A 17,072-nucleotide genomic window follows, 5' to 3' on the forward strand; every position below is an offset into this window, starting at 1 on the left:
AACTCTCGCTCAGTTCATGCCGAAAAGCGCCCAGGTGAGCGCGCGGGGGATTAGGCCTGGGAACGCTTGTCTTCGATCTGTTGACTGCGAATCTTGCTACTGGCCTCCTCGCGCGCCTGGCGGTCCGCATCCGCAGCGTCCCGTGCCGCGACGGTCGGTGGGTAGGTGATCCGGAGGCGTGGCTTGTGCAGGTGGTAGCTCACGTCAAGTCTCCAGTAGCGCACGGCCCAGACCGCGGCGCCAGTGGAGACCAGCAGCGCCGCGATGGAGCCCACGCCGATCGCCCACCGTGCTCCAAACTCTTCGCCGACCCAGCCGACGATTGGTGAGCCAATGGGCGTGGTGCCCACGAACAGCATCATGTAGAGAGACATCACGCGACCGCGCATGGCGGGCGAGGTGGTGGTCTGGACCATCGCGTTAGCCGAGGTGATCATGGTGAGCGCGGCGAAGCCGACGGGGATGCAGGTAATGGCGTACAGAGTGAAGGTGGGCATCGTCGCGTTGATGGCGGTGGCGATGCCGAATCCAAACGCGGCGCCAATCACCAGCCGCACCCGCACCCGCGAGCGCCGGGCGGCGAGAAGGGCGCCGGCGAGCGAGCCGATGGCCAAGACCGAGCCCAGGATTCCGTATTGGCTGGGGCCCATGCCGAACTCGGTGCGCGCCATGAGCGCGCTGGTGAGCTGGAAGTTCAGTCCCAGCATGCCCACCACGGAGACGATGATGAGCACCACCACAATGTCCGGCCGTCGCCGCACGTAGCGGAAGCCCTCACGGATCTGGCCCTTCTTGCGCGGCGCGCGTTCTGCCCCGGCAAGTTCCGAAGAGCGCATGGCGAGTAGCGCCAGGATGGTCGCGATAAACGTAAAGCCGTTGACGATGAAGACCCAGCCGATGCCCAGCCAGGCGATCACGAGGCCGGCCACGGCGGGGCCTACCAGGCGGGCGGCGTTGAACGATGCGCTGTTGAGACCCACCGCATTCGGCAGATTCTCGGTAGGAACTAGTTCGGCGACGAACGTCTGGCGCGCGGGGGCGTCGATGGCCGAGACGATGCCGAGTAGCAGCGCGAAGATGTAGACGTGCCACAGTTGCACGTGGCCCAGCAGCACCAACGCACCTAGCCCGATACCGAGAGCGGCCGACGCACTCTGGGTGAACAGCAGCAACTTGCGTTGGTCGACGCGATCCGCGAGCACGCCAGCCCAAGCCGTGAGCAGTAAGAACGGCAGGAACTGCAAAGCGGTGACGATGCCGACCGCCACGCCGGAGTCCTGGCTGAGGACGGTGAGCACCAGCCAGTCCTGGGCGACGCGCTGCATCCAGGTGCCGACGTTGGAGACGATGGCCCCGGCGAACCACAGCCGGTAGTTGTAGATGCTCAGGGAAGCGAAGGTGCGGCTCATACGCCCCACCCGCGGTGCGAGTGAGAGGGCATTTGTGGCATACGTCTACGTTACGCCCCACCCGGAGGACGCCCGTTGGCTAGATCCGGATCACAAGCTTTCCGCTCACCCGGTTGGATTCCAGGCGCTCCATCGCAGCAGTGGCCTCCGCCCAGTCGTAGACCTTCTCGATGGGCACGGTGACCTTGCCGTCGTCGATCAACGATGCGACGCGCGCGAGATCCTCGCCCCGCGACTGCGCGAAGACCGCGGCCACCCGCTGGCGCTTGAAGAGTCCCTGGGCCATGGCGCGCATCACGGGTCCGCCAGGTCCCATTAACTTGCCGCCGCCGCCACCCACAATGACGTAGGTGCCATCCTCCTTCACGGCCGTGAGGGAGCGTCGCAGAGGCTGCGAGTTCTGGATGTCGACCATGAGGTCGAACTTTTCCTCGCCCTCCCAGTAGTTTTCGCTCGTGTAGTCGACCACGGCATCGGCGCCCAGGGAGAGGACCAACTCCTTGTTGCGACCGCTACACACGCCCACCACGCGGGAGGCGCCCCATGCCTTGGCGAGTTGCACGGCGAAGACGCCCACTCCGCCCGATGCGCCGTTGACCAGCACCGACTGGCCCGGTGCGAGCTTGCCCACGTCGCGCAGCGCGGAAGAGGCGGTGAGGGCGACCATGGGCACGGCGGCGGCCTCTTCGAACGACGCTGTCCGTGGCATCGTCGCCGCGTTGTCGGCCGGCACTGCGACGAACTCGGCCAATGCCCCGCCCTCGCCCCGTTCGCCAAAGACTCGATCGCCGATGCTGAAGGTGGTGACGTTGGTGCCCACCGTGGCGACGACGCCGGCAAAGTCGGCCCCGGCGATACGAGGATGACGCAAGCGCCGTATGCCACTGGTGGCTCTGATCATGTAGGGGTCGCCGCGGTAGAAGTGCCAGTCGTAGGGATTAATGCTGGCGGCCTTAACCTCCACCAGGATGTCGTCCGGACGCGGCTCGGGAACGGGTATCTGCGTTTCGTGGAGCACGTCGCCCGGTGCGCCGTAGTCGGAAAACTGGATCGCGCGCATGGTCGGCGCGGACGGTGCACGGGATGACTCGCTGCTCATGAGACGACCTTAGCCATTGGCGCGGCGCTGGCGCTCGGGGAGACGGCGCTCGCGCGCACCCCCACAAGAATCAGGTAGCCGATCATCCAGAATTCGCCGATGCTCGCGGGGATGGTGAGCGCGTTGTTGAGTGCCGTGAGGTCAGGGAGCAAGGCTGCCGAGAAGCCGCTCGCGATGTAACCGATCCCGCCGACCATGAGCACCCACCCAAGGGCTGCGGGCATGAGGCCCGATTGTTTGACGGCATAGCCCATGGGGATGAGCCACAGGCCAAAGAAGATGGCCCCGGCGCCCCAGAAATAGCCGGAGATCGTGTACATCAATTGCACCGTTGCCGCGGTGTCGCCTCCGGGTGCGAGGGACGGATCGCCGGCGACCGCGAGTGCGCTGGCGAGGAAGGCCGTGCTGCCGAGGATTGCTGCGGCGTTGACCAAACCGAAGGCTGTGGTGGCTCCGGCGGCTATGGGGTTCGCGGCCCTCAACAGTTTGTAGAACCACACTGCAGCCAGCGACTGGGTGAGAACGACTCCAAGTTCGGCGGCGATGCCAAGCCGGGCAAGCGTTGGGTCGCTGACGAGATTCGCGAGCGTGGTGGACGCGTCGTCAGGGACAAAGAGCTCGCCCCGAATGATCAGAAAATCGAGCATTCCAGTCAGGGCAAGGCCAAGGTAGAGCAGGCCGGTGATGCGGGCGGTGCGTGTGAGGTTGGGCATGGTGGTCTCCTGTTTTTGGGTGCGAGAAGTACACGTCAGGTGGATTGCGGATAGTGGAGTGCGCCTAGGGCGCGGAAGGGAGGGAGTGGAGGATGCTCAGCCCTCCTCGGGTTCCGGGTACGAGAACGCCTCGTCGAGGGGCACGCCAAAGACGCGGGCGATCTGGAACGCCATCTCCAGCGACGGCGAGTACTTGCCCTGCTCGATTGCGATGACCGTTTGTCGTGTGACGCCGATGCTCGCCGCGAGTCCCGCCTGAGTCATGTCTCCATGCTGGGCACGAAGCGCTCGGATGCTGTTGGTGACCCGTGTGGTGGGTTTGCCGCCCATGATCAGAAGCCCCGGCGGTAGGCGCGGATCTTGACGCCGCAACCCCATAGCGTGGCGATGAGCCCAAGCACGAAGAGTGCGTTGCCGATCCAGAAGGTGTCTGCGTCGAGCATCGCCAGCACTAGGGCCCCCAGTGCGCCACAACTCATGATGTACATGGTGTGGCGATCTCCGTAGGCGCCGATGTCGCGGTCACGAACGTCCTCCTCGTGAACCGGTGCCTCGCGTTCCACCGTGCGCCCCGTCAGCGATGAACGCAGGGCGACTCCCACGGCTCCCGAGACCTCACTTCCGATGGCGATGAGGATGGTGAGCGCGATGGTGCCCACGATTCCCGCCCCGATGGCCCACAGCATCGGTGTGACCCACGAGACGTCCGCGATGGGGCCGGCAATGGCGCGCGGAATCACCACGGCGAGGTAGGCGGCCCCGGACAATCCGAGCGCGAGTCCCTGCGCCCACACATAGCGTTCGCCGTAGGACATGGGGGCTCGGGGTTCGGACAATTCACTGGTGCCGCTATCCGCAGAGCGTTCCTGGTCGGTCATGCGGGCTCTCCGTTTCGGTATCCCGAGATCGTGACACCGGCGGTGGCAAGTGATCCCAGAAAGGAGCCCACAAAGAGAACGTGGGCGACCCAGAAGGTGTCCGCGCCCAAGGTGAGCATGATCAGCGTGGCGAGCACTGTGATGCCCACAATTCCGGATCCCGACGCCTCGCCGTGCATCAGAATGACGGTGTCGCGCTCGTCAGAGACGGGCGTGCCGCGTGCACGAAAGCGCGAGACTCCGTAGGTCACCGCGAAGGTCACGCCCCCGATGATCAGCGCCCACAGCATCGGCGCCTGCCAATCGACCTGGGTAAAGGGGAGGCCATCGCCAGCGGCGCGCACCACGATGACTGCCCAATAGGCAAGGAAGAGGACCGAGCCGAGGACGAGGCCGATGACCTGCTGGCGATGTTCGAACGACATGATTCCTCCGATGTCAAGACTTCTTTACATTGCCAAGGTAGGCCCCCTGGGTCCTAATGTCAAGAGTTCTTTACATCGCGGCATGCGCTGTCCGTCTCCTCGTTCGCTACTGTGAGGGGAGGCGGGGCGCACGGGCCTGCCAGGCGAGGGGTTCTGATGGCGCGATCAGCGGGCGGAGTGAGGCTTTCCGACGCCCAGGTGGTGGAACTGCGCGAGCGGTATGCGGCCGGCGCGCGGCAGGTGGAACTCGCCGAGGCATTTGGGGTGAGCCAGAACACCGTCTCGGCGCTCGTCTTGGGCCGCACGCGGGTCGCCGCCGGTGGGCCCATCAAGGTCCCCGCTAGCCGGAACACTTCGGCGGACACCCCGCAGGCCGCGCCCCCCAAAGCGAACCCTCGCACGCCACCCATGTCCACCGAGCAGGTCGACCAGATCCGCAACCGAGTCAGTGCCGGTGAGAGCCGCGCCGACGTGGCCACCGAGCTTGGCGTCTCGATCCACACCGTGCACTCGATCATGAGTGGGCGCCGCAAGGGCCGCTCCGAGGAGCCCGAGCGCAAGTTCAGTGAGGATGACGTCATACGCATGCGCACCCTCTTCAGCCAGGGAACCTCGCAGAGCGACCTCGCCCAGCAGTTCGACACCCAGCAGCAGGCTATTAGCCAGATTGTCCGCGGACAGTCCTACGCGTCCTACGGCGGGCCCGTCGCCGGCACGGCCTAGCCGCGCCGCTTCTGAGGTGAGGCCTCCTCGCCATGTCGGCGACCTCCGACGACGGCGTCCTACGATGAGACCGTGACCGATGACGCGCTGCTCGACCTTGTCGCCAGAGCCATCGTCCCCGCCGCGGCACACCCGGGCGCGCTCGTCGCCGAGGCCCTGACACGAGACCATCCGGAGTGGGCCCCCGACTTTGCACGGGTGCTTGGCGAGTTGGATCGCCGCGCGGGCGGATTCGCCGTCGCGGACGATGCCGCGCGCACCGCGGCGCTCCGATCCCTCACGGCCGATGCTGGCTTTCGTCGCCTTGCCCGTCTGGTCGCCCACGGCCACCTCGCGAACCCCGCGTCATGGGAGTCAGTGGGCTGGCGGCCTTACCCTCGCGACTTCACGCCTAGTGACGACGTGCCCGCCGACGTCCGCGACAGCATCGTCCCCCACGGCTCGGTCGCGAGCCGCTACGACGCGATCATCGTCGGCTCCGGAGCGGGCGGCGGCGTCGCCGCGCAGGCACTGACTGAGGCGGGAATGCAGGTCTTGGTCGTCGAGCGTGGATCGGCCCCGCCCGCTGCGAAGCTCACGAGCGATCATCTGCGCAACCCCCGGTCGGACTCGGGACTGGGCGTGCTGACCGGACCACCCGTCGCCGGCAATCCGCGGGTGGCAGACAGCGGCAGCTCGCAGTCGACAGTCGACGCCACCGACCCTCGCTGGAACAACAACGCCATGACCCTGGGCGGTGGGACGCGCGTGTATGGCGCGCAGGCGTGGCGGTTCGCGCCCCAAGACTTCGCGATGGCCAGCACCTATGGCGTCCCGGAGGGCAGCGCACTCGCGGACTGGCCGGTGACCTATGCGGACATGGAGCCGTACTACTCCCGCGCGGAATACGACCTCGGCGTGAGTGGGGCGCCCGGCTCCGCCCGGACCGAGGGCGCGCGCTCGCGACCCTTCCCCATGCCCCCGCTGCCGATGACGCGGCCGGCCGAGCGACTGCGCTCCGGTGCCGAGCGGCTGGGCTGGGCGACGCTTCCCCCTCCCTTACTGATCAACTCGGTCGAACGCGCCGGCAGGGCCGCGTGCGTAGCCTGCGCGCAGTGCCCCGGCTTCGCCTGCCCAGTGAGCGCGAAGTCGGGATCGCAGAACACCACACTTGCACGTGCGGCTTTGACCGGGCGACTCAGCATCGTGGTCGACACCCAAGCGACGGAACTCGTCACCGACAGCGACGGTCGCGTGGTGGGCGTGCGGTTGCGCGGCGCACGCAGTGAGGCGGGCGCAGGCGCGCCGTGGGAAACCCTGGTGCGCGCGGACCAGGTGGTGCTGGCAGCGGGGGCCATCGAGACGGCGCGACTACTGCTCGCCAGCCGTTCCGAGCGGGAGCCAGGAGGGCAGGGCAACGGCCACGACCAAGTGGGACGGCACCTGCAGGGCCATGTCTACGGGGGTGCGCTGGGGATCTTCGACGATGACGTCAACGACTTTGTGGGCCCCGGGCCCGCCATCGCGACCAATGACTTCCGGCATGGCAATGACGGGATCGTGGGTGGCGGCATGCTAGCCAACGAGTTCGTTCCCACCCCGGCGAGCACGCTGTCCTACCTGCAGGATGCGGGCCTGGTGGGGTGGCACGGCGAGGACATGCTGCGCGACCTGGCAAAGCTGTCGCCCCGGATGCAGCGCGTGGTGGGGCCGGTGCATGAGGTCACCATGGCATCCTCCCGGGTCACGCTCGACCCCACTGTGAAGGACGCGCTCGACATGCCCGTCGCCAGGCTTAGCGGAAGTGTCCATCCCCTAGACCTCGGTACGCAGCGCTTTCTCAACGACCGCGCCGCCGAGTGGCTCCGCGCCGCCGGCGCCACCACGATGGTGCCGTGGGAGCCGCGCCCCGCGGACGCCGGACCCAGCGGCGGCCAGCACCAGGCGGGCACCGCGCGCATGGGAACGGACCCCGGGCGTTCGGTGACGGATCCCTACGGTCGAGTCTGGGGTCACGACAATCTTCGCGTGATTGACGCCTCCACCCACGTGACCAACGGTGGGGTCAATCCAGTCCTGACGATCCTGGCGAACGCGATGCGCATCGCCGAGGACCTGGTCCGCGAGCTCGCCCAATAGTCGACCTAGGTGGCAGGAAGTCAGCCTCTCAGCAGTCGGAGGAACCGGTAGTTGATGAACAGTCTCTCGCGGCCAATCTTTGCGCTGACAAGCATGTCGGCGTCAACGAGTGCATTGAGCCACTTTGTGGCTGTGGGTCGGGATACGGAACACCGCTCAACAACCGTCCCAATGCGAGCGTAGGGCTGCTCGAAGAGCACCGCTAGAAATTCCACGTCAACGGGACCGCCTAAAGCCGCGCGAGCATCGTGCATGAATACATTCTGAAGTTCCACGATTGCGCCGATCTTGGCCACCGTCGCTCTCGAGGTCTGGTCGATGCCCGTCAATAGGTACGTGAGCCACGCTTCCCAGGCGCCTTCGGCGGTGACGCCAACCAGACGTGCGTAGTACTCATCCTTAGTGTCGATGATGTACCGCGATAGGTAGAGCAGTGGGTACTGGAGGAGGCCAGCCTCGACGAGCAACAAGACGTTAAGGATGCGCCCAGTTCTACCGTTGCCGTCGCTGAAGGGATGGATGGCTTCGAACTGATAGTGAGCTGCAGCCATTCGGATGAGAGGGTCGAGGTCGTCTTCAGTGTGGATGAACCGCTCCCACTCGGAGAGCTTCTCGTTGAGCACACTTTGTCCCTCCGGTGGGCTGTAGACGATCTTCCCGGACTGTTGATTTCCAATGCGGGTGCCGGGAAGAGTGCGCACCCGCATGTCGACGCCCTTGATCGCGCTACAGATTGCTGTTGCGGTATTAGTTGTCACGCCACGCTGTTCGGTGAGCTCAGAGCCGATACGTAACGCCGTGCGATACCGCAAGGTTTCGCGCGTCGCTGGGTCTGCACCTGCGTCGTGTTCGGCGTGCTGGAACAAGGCATCAGTGGTCGTGACAATGTTCTCAATTTCGGAGCTCGCCTGTGCTTCGAGGAGCGGGATCGTATTGATGAGCACGGTGGGGTTCGGCATCGAGGCTGCTGCCTGGTCGAGGCGCGCCAATGAAGCGTTTGCGCCTATGGCTGCCTTGAGCACTGCTGGAGTCTCTAGATCGGTAGCTGGCGGCGGTGGCGGAAGGGTGTTGTACGGTTCGTTCGCATCCCAAGAGGTCATGTCAAAACTCTTGCACAGTAGTTGGAACATGTAAAGAAAATCGCGATTCTTTTACACGTTCGGTGGTTGTGCCAAGAAATGTGACATACCGCAGTTGGCGATATTGTGCGGCGATTTGGGTTGAAGCCGGGGCATGGCCGCAATCTCTTGCGCGCTCGCCGCGTCGGGTGTAACGTACAACCAAATGGTTGTAGATACTGAACTCTCCGACGCAGACGTGGACCGCATCTTCCACGCTCTGGCCGATGCGACGCGCCGCGACATTGTCTGGCGCACGCTCACCGCCGAGTCCTCCGTCAGCGAACTGGCGGCGGACTACGACATGTCCTTCGCCGCCGTGCAGAAGCACGTGGCAGTCCTGGAAGGAGCGGGACTCGTGACCAAGCACCCTCGCGGCCGCGAGCGCATGATTCGCGGCAACCCCGACGCTATCCGCCGGGCCCAGACCCTGCTGGACCAATTCGAGCAAATCTGGCGTGGCCGCATCGGCCGCCTGGATGCTTTGCTCGCCGAAGATTCGCCCACCACTACCGCAGCACCAAAGGAGTAGTCATGCCCATCACGTCAGTCACCAAGGATCCTGAAGCCCTCACCATGACGGTGATCGCCGACTTCGCCGCCACGCAGCAGCGACTCTGGGACGCGTACGCGGACCCGCGTCAGATCGAGCAGTTCTGGGGCCCACCCACGTACCCCGCCAAGTTCACGCGCCACGACATGGCCGTGGGCGGTCGCACCGACTACGTCATGACTGGCCCCGACGGGGACAAGGCGCCGGGCCACTGGAACTTCCTCGCGGTCGATGCCCCCAACAGTTTTGAGGTCGAGGACGGCTTCTCCAACGAGGACGGCTCCGACAACACCGACATGCCGACCATGCGCATGACGTTTACGTTCGAGTCCACCGACGGCGGCTCGCGACTGACCACGGTGACCCACTTCAACTCCGCCGAGCAGCTCGAGCAGCTCATCGCCATGGGCATGGAGCAGGGCATGACCGAGGCGATGGGCCAGATCGACGACGTCCTCGCGGACCTCGCATCGTTCGCCGCCGGTCGCGGCACCAACGCCGACATCCTGTCCGACACCCAGGTCCGCGTGACCCGAGTCATCCGCGGCTCCAAGGAGCAGGTTTGGGAGGCGCACAACAACGCCGAGCTCATGCAGCAGTGGCTCCTGGGTCCGGACGGTTGGACCATGCCCGTGTGCGAGATCGCCACTAAGGTGGGCGACACCTACCGCTACGAGTGGGAGCCCGAGGGTGGCGGCGAGGGCGCGTTCGGCTTCGACGGTGAGCTGCTCGAGTCCAACGCGCCACATCGCTCGGTGACCACCGAGCACATGATCGATACCGACTATCCGAGCACGCTCAACGAGATGACGCTCACCTCTGTCGAGGGCGGCACGCTGCTCAGCTTGGTCATCACCTACCCGAGTGCCGAGGTCCGCGACATGGTCCTCGCCACGGGCATGACCGATGGCATGGAGACCAGCTACGCGCGCCTCGAGTCCGTGGTGGCCGGGCAATGACGACGGCCGATGCCGTGGCCGGCGACGGCGCCGACGGTCGGGTCGCGGCACCCGACCTGTCGGGCGGCCCCGTCAAAGGTCCCGCCTCGTACTTCCCGTCGATCGAGAAGAACTATGGCAGGCCCATTCAGGAGTGGCTAGACATGGTCGCGGCTCGACCCGCCGACGAGAAGCACTCGGAGTCCGTGGCCTGGCTCAAGGCCGAGCACGGCATGGGCCACGGCCACGCGAATGCGATCGTCGCGTATGTGAGGGCAAAGTTGGGCCGCTAGTTGGTCGCCTCTGCACCAGCACTTTGTCGAGGTAGAACCGTGTTGCGCGCGAAGTAGAACACGCGCCAGCCCGCCTCCGGCTTGAGCGGGTGTTCGAGGGACTCGAGGCGGAACGTGCCGTCGGCCGAGCACCCGGCCACCAACATCCACCCGTCCCCGTCCGTGTCCGCCTCTAGTCGGGCACGGGCATCGGCCCACGCGTAGTCCTTGGTGATTTTGGTGGTGTGAATGCTCCAGCCGTCGTCCATGCGTTCCTGAAGGATGGCGGAGTCTGACTTGCCGTCGAACGCGAACGAGCCGCGCTGCTGCAGCGTCAGCCGCTTGGCCTCATGCAGCGACTCCTCGTGGGTGGTCAGTTGGAAGGTGCGGTGGAAGCCGAACTCGCCGCCCATCGCGCGACTGACCAGGGCGTTGTAGTAGTCATTGCTGGAGGCGCACAGGACATAGCTGAGGTTGGGGATATCTAGCGAGTCCTCGGCATGCTCCGACAGCACCTCGCCGTTGAAGACCGGTACCTCGTCCATGCGGATGGGCTGCAGGTTGCGATACGAGGCGTCGGCGACGAGCACGTCGACGTCGTTGCGGTGGAGGACGGAGGCGAGGTCGCGGGTGAAGTCGGAGGCGCCCACAATGAGCAAACCATTTGACCTCTTGGCCGCGAGCCCCAACTTCCGGGCCAGGGGTCCCAGCGTGAGGCCGTGAGCGAGCACGGTGACGATGATCACGAGGAACACCGTGGGTAGCAGCTGATCCGCATCGGCGTAGCCCGCGTCGACCAGGGCGGGACCAAAGACACCCGCGGTGGCGGCGGCCACGATTCCGCGCGGTGCAATCCAGGCAAGCAGGGTCTTGTCTTCCCGCCGCATGGGTGCCCAGGCCGTGGAGATCAGGACGGTCGCGGGTCTGACCACAAACATGAGCACCAGTACGAAGGCGACGATGCGCCAGTCGATCAACTGCAACTCGGCCAACGACAGTTGTGCCGGAATGATGATGAACAGGCTCGACAGGAGAAGCACCGTCAGGCTCTCCTTGAAGGACACCAGTTGGTCCCGGTCGGGCAGGTTCATGTTGCCGATGACCAACCCCATGGCCGTGACCACCAGCAACCCGGCGTCATCCTCGATGCGATTGCCCAGTACGTAGGCCAGGAGGACGAGGACAAGGAGAAGCGGTGACTTCAGGTGCGCGGGGATGATGCCGCTGCGGAACATCCTCCCGATGAGCCAGCCGCCCACCCCGCCGAGCACGAGGGCCGTCGCGAGCACCACCAGGAAGGCCACCACGATGGCGCCAAAGCTTCGGTCTTGGAACAGCGTGAAGTACTGGAACGTGACGACCGCGAGGAGCACGCCCACGGGGTCGTTCACGATGCCCTCCCACTTGAGCAGCGACGCGGTGTCCTTATTCATGCGCGCTTGCCGCAACAAAGGGACAATCACCGTTGGTCCAGTCACCACCAGGATCGCGCCCGTGACGATCGCGACCGGCCAGCTGAATCCGGCAACGTAGTGCGCGAACGTGGCGCCCAGCGCCATCGCGATCGGTGGGCCGAAAATCACCAGGCGTCCCACCCCGTGTCCCACGCGCCGGAACTCCCCGATCCGCAGGTCTAGTGAGCCCTCGAAGAGAATCACCGCGACGCCGAGCCCAATGAACTCCGAGATCTGTTCCGAGTCGGAGGGAATCGTGACCAGGCCGGTAAACGGGCCCACCGTCAGACCCACCGCGATCAGCACCACGATCGCCGGGATCTTGAAGCGATTCGCGACGAGCTGACTCACCATGCCCAAGGCGAGCACAAAGACAAGAAGGGCGACGTAGTTCATGAGGTGAGTCTAGGCAGTCGCGACCCGAACGGCGCGCTACGTCCGCACCATAATTCGACGCTGTCGACGACGGTTTGTGTCTGGGCGCTCATTTGATTGATCAATGTATGGTGCGGACGCAGCGCGCGTCATTGTCTTGCGCATCCCTAGCGGTTGCGTCAGAATTGAGACGGAAAGTCCCCGAGCTCCAGGAGCCCCCGTTGAAGATCTAAGGTCGCCAGACACGATGTCTGGCCATGCGTCCACTTGCTGCACTCCGCGTGCGGCGTCGACCCAGACCCAGATCGAGGCTTCCTTGTCTTCCCCTTTTCTTTCCTTTTCACACCTGACGTTCATGTGGCCCGACGGCTCCCCCGTGCTTGACGACGTCACCGGTGCCGTCTCCTCCGGACTCACCGCGTTGGTGGGCGCGAATGGCGCCGGCAAGTCAACCCTGCTACGCCTGCTCGTGGGCGATCTCACGCCCGCGGGCGGCCACGTGGCTACCAGCGGTACGGTGCGCTACGTCCCGCAGGATGTCGCGCTCGGCACCCCCACCACGGCGGCCGATGCTGTGGCCGATGCTGTGGCCGGGGTCACCGTGGCCGACGTCCTCGGCGTGGGCGGCACCCTGGCGGCACTGCGCGCGATCGAGGCGGGCTCAGTCGACCCTGCGCACTACGACGTTGTTGGGGACGATTGGGATGTCGAGGCTCGTGCCCAGATGACTCTCGCGAGCATCGGGCTCGCGGGAATGGACCTGTCCCGAACCGTCACGCAAGTGTCGGGTGGCGAGGCCACCCAACTGGCCCTGGCATCGGCGCTGCTGGCACGGCCCGACGTTCTACTTCTTGACGAACCCACGAACAACCTCGACGGCCCCGCGAAGGAGGCGGTGATACGCGCTTTGATGCAGCGGGCCGGAGCAACCTTGGTGGTCACGCACGATCGCGACCTCCTCGCGTGCGTCAATGGAATAGGTGAGCTGCGGCGGTCGGGGCTGCGGTGGTTCGGCGGCAACATCGACCTCTACGAGCAAGTGTTGGCAGACGAGGCCGAGGTGGCGCAGCAGAACCTGCGCACGGCTACAGCCAAGGTGGCAAAGCAGCATCGTGAACTGCGAACGTACGTCGAGGGAGGAGCCAAGCGCAACAAGCAAGGAGAGAAAGCGGCAAGGAATGGCATGCCGGCGATCATTGCGGGGGGAAAGAAGCGCCAAGCGCAGCAAACACTCGCGCGGGTGACGGGAGTTCACGAGGACAGGCTCGCCGATGCGCGGGCCGAGTTGGACGCCGCCGAGGACGCGGTTGACGCGGACAAGACCATTCGTGTCGACCTGCCTGACACCAAGGTCCCCCCGAGACGCGAAGTGGTCACCGTTCAGGCAGCGCTGCTACGCGCCGGAGTCGAGGCGAACCTCCTGGTGCAGGGGCCAGAGCGCATCGTGATCACCGGGCGCAATGGTGCGGGCAAAACCACCCTGTTGGGCGCGATCACAGGGGAGTTGCCGCCACAGCGGGGCCGAGCGGTGGCTCACGTTCCGGTCGGCTACCTGCCTCAGCGCCTTGACGTGCTCGATGACTCGCTGACTGTGGTGGAGAACGTCGCAACGCGTGCTCGCGGCGCATCCCCGCACCAGGTACGCGAGGGTCTCGCGCGCTTTCTGTTCCGCGGGAGGGCCGGAGACGCGCTCGCGGCAACCCTGTCCGGCGGCGAGAGGTTCCGGGCATCGCTGGCGTGCCTCCTGCTTGCCCGTCCGGCGCCTCAATTGTTGCTACTCGACGAGCCCACCAACAATCTCGACTTCGCGTCAAGGGCGGCGTTGATCGAATCGCTCGAGGGTTATCAAGGTGCACTGATGGTGGTCAGTCACGACCGAGACTTCCTCGAGCACATCGGAGTGACCCGAGCCGTCGATGTGACGGGAGCGGAGGTGGTGCTGGCCTCAGCGTAAACGTGGCGAGCATGAGGGCGCCGACCTAGTATCGAGATAATCGAGCCGAGGAGGAGTTCATGACTCAGGTTGTTCTCTTGCATTCAGCGTTGGGTCTTACCGAGGACGTAAAGGAGTGGGCCGACGGCCTACGTGGCCAGGGACACGAGGTCCATGTCCCGGACCTGTTCGATGGTGACACGTTCGACTCCATTGACGCGGGCGTCGACCGCGTCGATTCCCTCGGGATGGTCGGCCACTTGGAGAGGGCCCGTGAATTGACGGCTGGAGTGGAGGGCCCGCGTGTCTACATTGGCTTCTCCTTTGGTGGCGCACTCGCCCAGATACTTGCTCTACAGGAGCCCGATGCGGTCGCGGCCGTGGTGCTGCATGGAGCAATGTCGCCGGCCTGGTTCGACATCACCACCTGGCCCACCCGCCTGCGCATGCAACTGCACTACATGAGCGACGACGAGTGGGTCGAGCAGGACGAAGTCGCCGCTTTGCGAGCCCTCGCACCGGCTGGCGCCATTGATGAGTTCACCTATCCTGGCGAGTCCCACCTCTACGCCTTCGCGAACTTCGATGACTACGACGAGCAGGCATCCGAACTCACCTTTGAGCGCATCGCGGAGTTCCTGGACGGCTTCTAGCCTGGTACATTCGCGCGGGCAAACGGGACGGTAGTACTGGGCGTACAGTGAGCACACACCCACACCCTTAGCGGGGACCTCTCGTTGAACCGGCCACGCAGTCGGAACGATTCCGTCGCCTCCTCTGAGCTATCTCGAGGACGCAACATGCATACCGCCCTTATTGACCCCACCCTGCCAATCGACGATCGCCCCGCTGCGATCGTCTACTGCGAAGGTCAGTTCGCACGCATTGACGGCAAGACGGCGAACGGCCTCGTTCGCGCGAGTGAGCGCTACCGCATCGTCGCCGTGATCGATAGCACCCTTGCGGGTCAGGATGCGGGGCTCGTGCTTGACGACATTCCCGCCGGCATCCCAATCATCGCGTCGCTCGACGCCTGGACCGAGGCAGTGCTCGACCGCCCTGACATGCTGATCTTTGGGCTCGCACCACTATCCGGACTGATGACGCTCGCCGATCGTTCCGTGGTGCTGGCCGCGATCGCGGAACGCATGGACATCGTCTCCGGTCTGCACGAGTTTCTCGAAGACGACGTCGAGATTGCCGACGCCGCACGCACCATGGGCGTCACGCTGCACGATGTTCGCCGACCCCGGCCCACCAAGCACCTGCGCATGTTCACTGGAGCGATCGACCAGGTCGATTGCGTGCGTATCGCCGTGCTCGGAACCGATGGTGCGATTGGCAAGCGCACGACCTCGACCATCCTGACCAAGGCTCTCAACGACGCCGGAATCCGTGCAGTCATGGTGGGCACAGGACAGACCGGACTCATTCAGGGTGCGGCCTATGGTGTCGCGCTCGACGCGATTCCCGCGCAGTTTGGGGTGGGTGAGCTCGAGGGGGCGGTGGTCGCCGCCTGGGACAGCGAGCAGCCGGAGGTCATCGTGGTGGAGGGTCAGGGAGCCCTGAGCCACCCCGCGTACCTGAGTTCCACGGTGGTGCTGCGCGCGAGCCGCCCACATGCGGTCGTGATGCAGCACGCTCCGGCCAGACGGATGCTCAGCGACTACCCCGACCGCCCGATGCCGACGCCCGCCTCGGAGATTGCCCTGATCGAGCTGTTCGGCAAGACCCGAGTGATCGGACTAACTATTAACCACGAGCACATGACCGATGCAGAGGTGACGGCCGCCGCTGCCGGCTATGAGGTCGAGCTCGGTATCCCCGCCACCGATGCGCTGTGGGGCTCGCCGGAGGCCCTCGTGGCCATGGTCACCGATGCCTTCCCAGCATTGCTGGTGCGCGGAGACCAGGTCGTCGCATGATCGCGCCCCGCATCGAGATTGACCTCGGCAAGGTCGAGCAGAACACACGCACGCTCGTTGATCGCCTGGGCAACCGGGGTATTCAGGTGACCGGAGTCACTAAGTCAACCCTCGGTTCGCCCGACGTGGCCCGGGCGATGTTGCGTGGCGGCGTGACGCGACTGGGCGACTCGCGCGTCGACAACCTCGAGGCACTCAAGGAGGCCGGCATTCGTGCCCCCATGACGCTGCTACGAGCCCCCGACCCAGCCTGGGCCGACCGTGCTGTCGCGGTCGCGCAATCCTCGCTGGTGAGCGACCTCGACGTCGCCTACGCTCTGTCCGCCGCGGCCGGCAAGCGCGGCTCTGACCACGGCATCGTGCTCATGGTCGAACTGGGGGACCTGCGCGAGGGAGTGTTGGCGAGCGACGTGCTCAACCTGGCTCGCATCATCTCTCGCACGCGCCACCTCAAACTCGCGGGCATCGGCACCAACCTCGCGTGCCGCAGCGGAGTCATTCCCGGCGATGACCAGATGCAGGAGTTGTCAGGAATTGCTGGCCTACTGTCGGGCAAGCTCGGAATCCCCGACCTCGTGGTCTCGGGTGGGAACTCGGCGAACCTGAACTGGGCGCTCGGGCGCGGTCAGGTGGGACGGGTCAATGACCTGCGCCTGGGCGAGGCCATTCTGCTCGGCGCCGACCCACTGACGCGCACCCCCATCGAGGGTCTTCACCACGACGCTTTTGTTGTGGTGGGCGCGGTCATCGAGTCAATCGAGAAGCCGTCATCGTCGTGGGGAACGGCGGGGCACCCCGCGCTCGGAGTTGTCTCGGCGCCTCGGGACCGCGGCACCATTATTCAGACCATCGTCTCCCTGGGCGAACAGGACGTCGACGCCCGCGGTTTGGTTCCGCCGACCGGCATCACAGTGCTCGCCGCCAGTAGCGATCATTTGGTGTTGGAGACGCCGGCTCGCATGGTCGCGGGAACCGAGATCCGCTTCGGTGTCGACTACTCGTGCCTGCTACGTGCCATGACGTCGCCGTTCGTGGCCGAACGCGTGATCGCGGCGATCCCGGCGGAGCGCCCTACCTCCAAGAGGTAGGGCGCCTGACCTCCCGCACCGTCCGCATCCTGAATCGGCACTCCCGTTCCC

The 17,072-nt window shown here is 65.4% G+C and carries 17 protein-coding genes; 9 read left to right on the plus strand and 8 right to left on the minus strand.

All coding sequences use genetic code 11. The annotated features are described in order from the left end of the window. Positions 1-50 precede the first annotated feature (50 nt). The 6 genes from AOP73_RS04055 to AOP73_RS04080 form a co-directional block, all read right to left on the minus strand. Complete coding sequence (locus tag AOP73_RS04055; RefSeq protein ID WP_061963316.1) at positions 51-1,409, minus strand: MFS transporter; 1,359 nt, start codon at positions 1,407-1,409, stop codon at positions 51-53. Positions 1,410-1,488: 79 nt separating this feature from the next. After that, positions 1,489-2,508 carry an NAD(P)-dependent alcohol dehydrogenase gene (locus AOP73_RS04060; protein ID WP_061963317.1) on the minus strand — a complete coding sequence of 340 codons (1,020 nt, stop codon included), beginning with the start codon at positions 2,506-2,508 and terminating at the stop codon, positions 1,489-1,491. Next, positions 2,505-3,221, minus strand: coding sequence for a DUF4386 domain-containing protein (locus tag AOP73_RS04065; protein WP_061963318.1), 717 nt, complete (start codon positions 3,219-3,221; stop codon positions 2,505-2,507). Before AOP73_RS04065 ends, AOP73_RS04060 begins: the two co-directional genes overlap by 4 nt. 96 nt (positions 3,222-3,317) lie before the next feature. Beyond that, entirely contained in the window at positions 3,318-3,551 is a 234-nt protein-coding gene (locus AOP73_RS04070; RefSeq protein ID WP_061963319.1) for a helix-turn-helix transcriptional regulator, read from the minus strand. 2 nt (positions 3,552-3,553) lie between these two features. Continuing rightward, positions 3,554-4,099, minus strand: a complete 546-nt coding sequence (locus AOP73_RS04075) for a hypothetical protein (RefSeq protein ID WP_061963320.1) — start codon at positions 4,097-4,099, stop codon at positions 3,554-3,556. Further along, complete coding sequence (locus AOP73_RS04080; protein WP_061963321.1) at positions 4,096-4,524, minus strand: hypothetical protein; 429 nt, start codon at positions 4,522-4,524, stop codon at positions 4,096-4,098. The genes AOP73_RS04075 and AOP73_RS04080 overlap by 4 nt, the downstream gene beginning before the upstream one ends. A 156-nt stretch (positions 4,525-4,680) precedes the next feature. Here AOP73_RS04080 and AOP73_RS04085 point away from each other — a divergent pair, with 156 nt between their 5' ends. Further along, the gene (locus AOP73_RS04085) at positions 4,681-5,247 is read left to right on the plus strand and encodes a helix-turn-helix domain-containing protein (RefSeq protein WP_061963322.1); all 567 of its coding nucleotides are present in this window, start codon (positions 4,681-4,683) and stop codon (positions 5,245-5,247) included. Between the two features lie 72 nt (positions 5,248-5,319). Further along, on the plus strand, positions 5,320-7,365 hold the full coding sequence (locus tag AOP73_RS04090; RefSeq protein ID WP_061963323.1) for a GMC family oxidoreductase: 2,046 nt from the start codon (positions 5,320-5,322) through the stop codon (positions 7,363-7,365). 20 nt (positions 7,366-7,385) lie between these two features. Here the strand turns inward: AOP73_RS04090 and AOP73_RS04095 are convergent, their stop codons facing one another. Further along, entirely contained in the window at positions 7,386-8,465 is a 1,080-nt protein-coding gene (locus tag AOP73_RS04095) for a Fic family protein (RefSeq protein WP_061964826.1), read from the minus strand. Positions 8,466-8,649: 184 nt separating this feature from the next. Between AOP73_RS04095 and AOP73_RS04100 the strand changes: the two genes are divergently transcribed. From AOP73_RS04100 to AOP73_RS04110, 3 genes are read left to right on the plus strand one after another with little or no spacing between them, the layout of a single operon-like run. Further along, positions 8,650-9,015, plus strand: coding sequence for an ArsR/SmtB family transcription factor (locus AOP73_RS04100; RefSeq protein ID WP_061964828.1), 366 nt, complete (start codon positions 8,650-8,652; stop codon positions 9,013-9,015). A 2-nt stretch (positions 9,016-9,017) separates the two neighbouring features. Next, positions 9,018-9,995, plus strand: a complete 978-nt coding sequence (locus tag AOP73_RS04105; protein ID WP_061963324.1) for an SRPBCC family protein — start codon at positions 9,018-9,020, stop codon at positions 9,993-9,995. Then, the gene (locus AOP73_RS04110; RefSeq protein WP_084626541.1) at positions 9,992-10,267 is read left to right on the plus strand and encodes a DUF4287 domain-containing protein; all 276 of its coding nucleotides are present in this window, start codon (positions 9,992-9,994) and stop codon (positions 10,265-10,267) included. The genes AOP73_RS04105 and AOP73_RS04110 overlap by 4 nt, the downstream gene beginning before the upstream one ends. On the opposite strand, the gene AOP73_RS04115 is transcribed toward AOP73_RS04110, so the two are convergent. Further along, the gene (locus tag AOP73_RS04115) at positions 10,264-12,096 is read right to left on the minus strand and encodes a cation:proton antiporter (RefSeq protein WP_061963325.1); all 1,833 of its coding nucleotides are present in this window, start codon (positions 12,094-12,096) and stop codon (positions 10,264-10,266) included. The two genes, AOP73_RS04110 and AOP73_RS04115, sit on opposite strands and share 4 nt — an antisense overlap. A 295-nt stretch (positions 12,097-12,391) precedes the next feature. Here AOP73_RS04115 and AOP73_RS04120 point away from each other — a divergent pair, with 295 nt between their 5' ends. The 4 genes from AOP73_RS04120 (at position 12,392) to AOP73_RS04135 (ending at position 17,021) form a co-directional block, all read left to right on the plus strand. After that, the gene (locus AOP73_RS04120; RefSeq protein WP_201774491.1) at positions 12,392-14,029 is read left to right on the plus strand and encodes an ABC-F family ATP-binding cassette domain-containing protein; all 1,638 of its coding nucleotides are present in this window, start codon (positions 12,392-12,394) and stop codon (positions 14,027-14,029) included. 59 nt (positions 14,030-14,088) lie between these two features. Further along, positions 14,089-14,661, plus strand: coding sequence for a dienelactone hydrolase family protein (locus AOP73_RS04125; protein WP_061963326.1), 573 nt, complete (start codon positions 14,089-14,091; stop codon positions 14,659-14,661). A gap of 147 nt (positions 14,662-14,808) precedes the next feature. Next, positions 14,809-15,933 (plus strand): N-acetyltransferase DgcN family protein, encoded by a 1,125-nt coding sequence (locus AOP73_RS04130; RefSeq protein WP_061963327.1) that lies wholly within the window; start codon positions 14,809-14,811, stop codon positions 15,931-15,933. Continuing rightward, entirely contained in the window at positions 15,930-17,021 is a 1,092-nt protein-coding gene (locus AOP73_RS04135; protein WP_061963328.1) for an alanine/ornithine racemase family PLP-dependent enzyme, read from the plus strand. Before AOP73_RS04130 ends, AOP73_RS04135 begins: the two co-directional genes overlap by 4 nt. Positions 17,022-17,072: the final 51 nt, after the last annotated feature.

The sequence above is a fragment of the Demequina aurantiaca genome (genome assembly GCF_000975135.1).
Lineage (GTDB): Bacteria > Actinomycetota > Actinomycetes > Actinomycetales > Demequinaceae > Demequina > Demequina aurantiaca.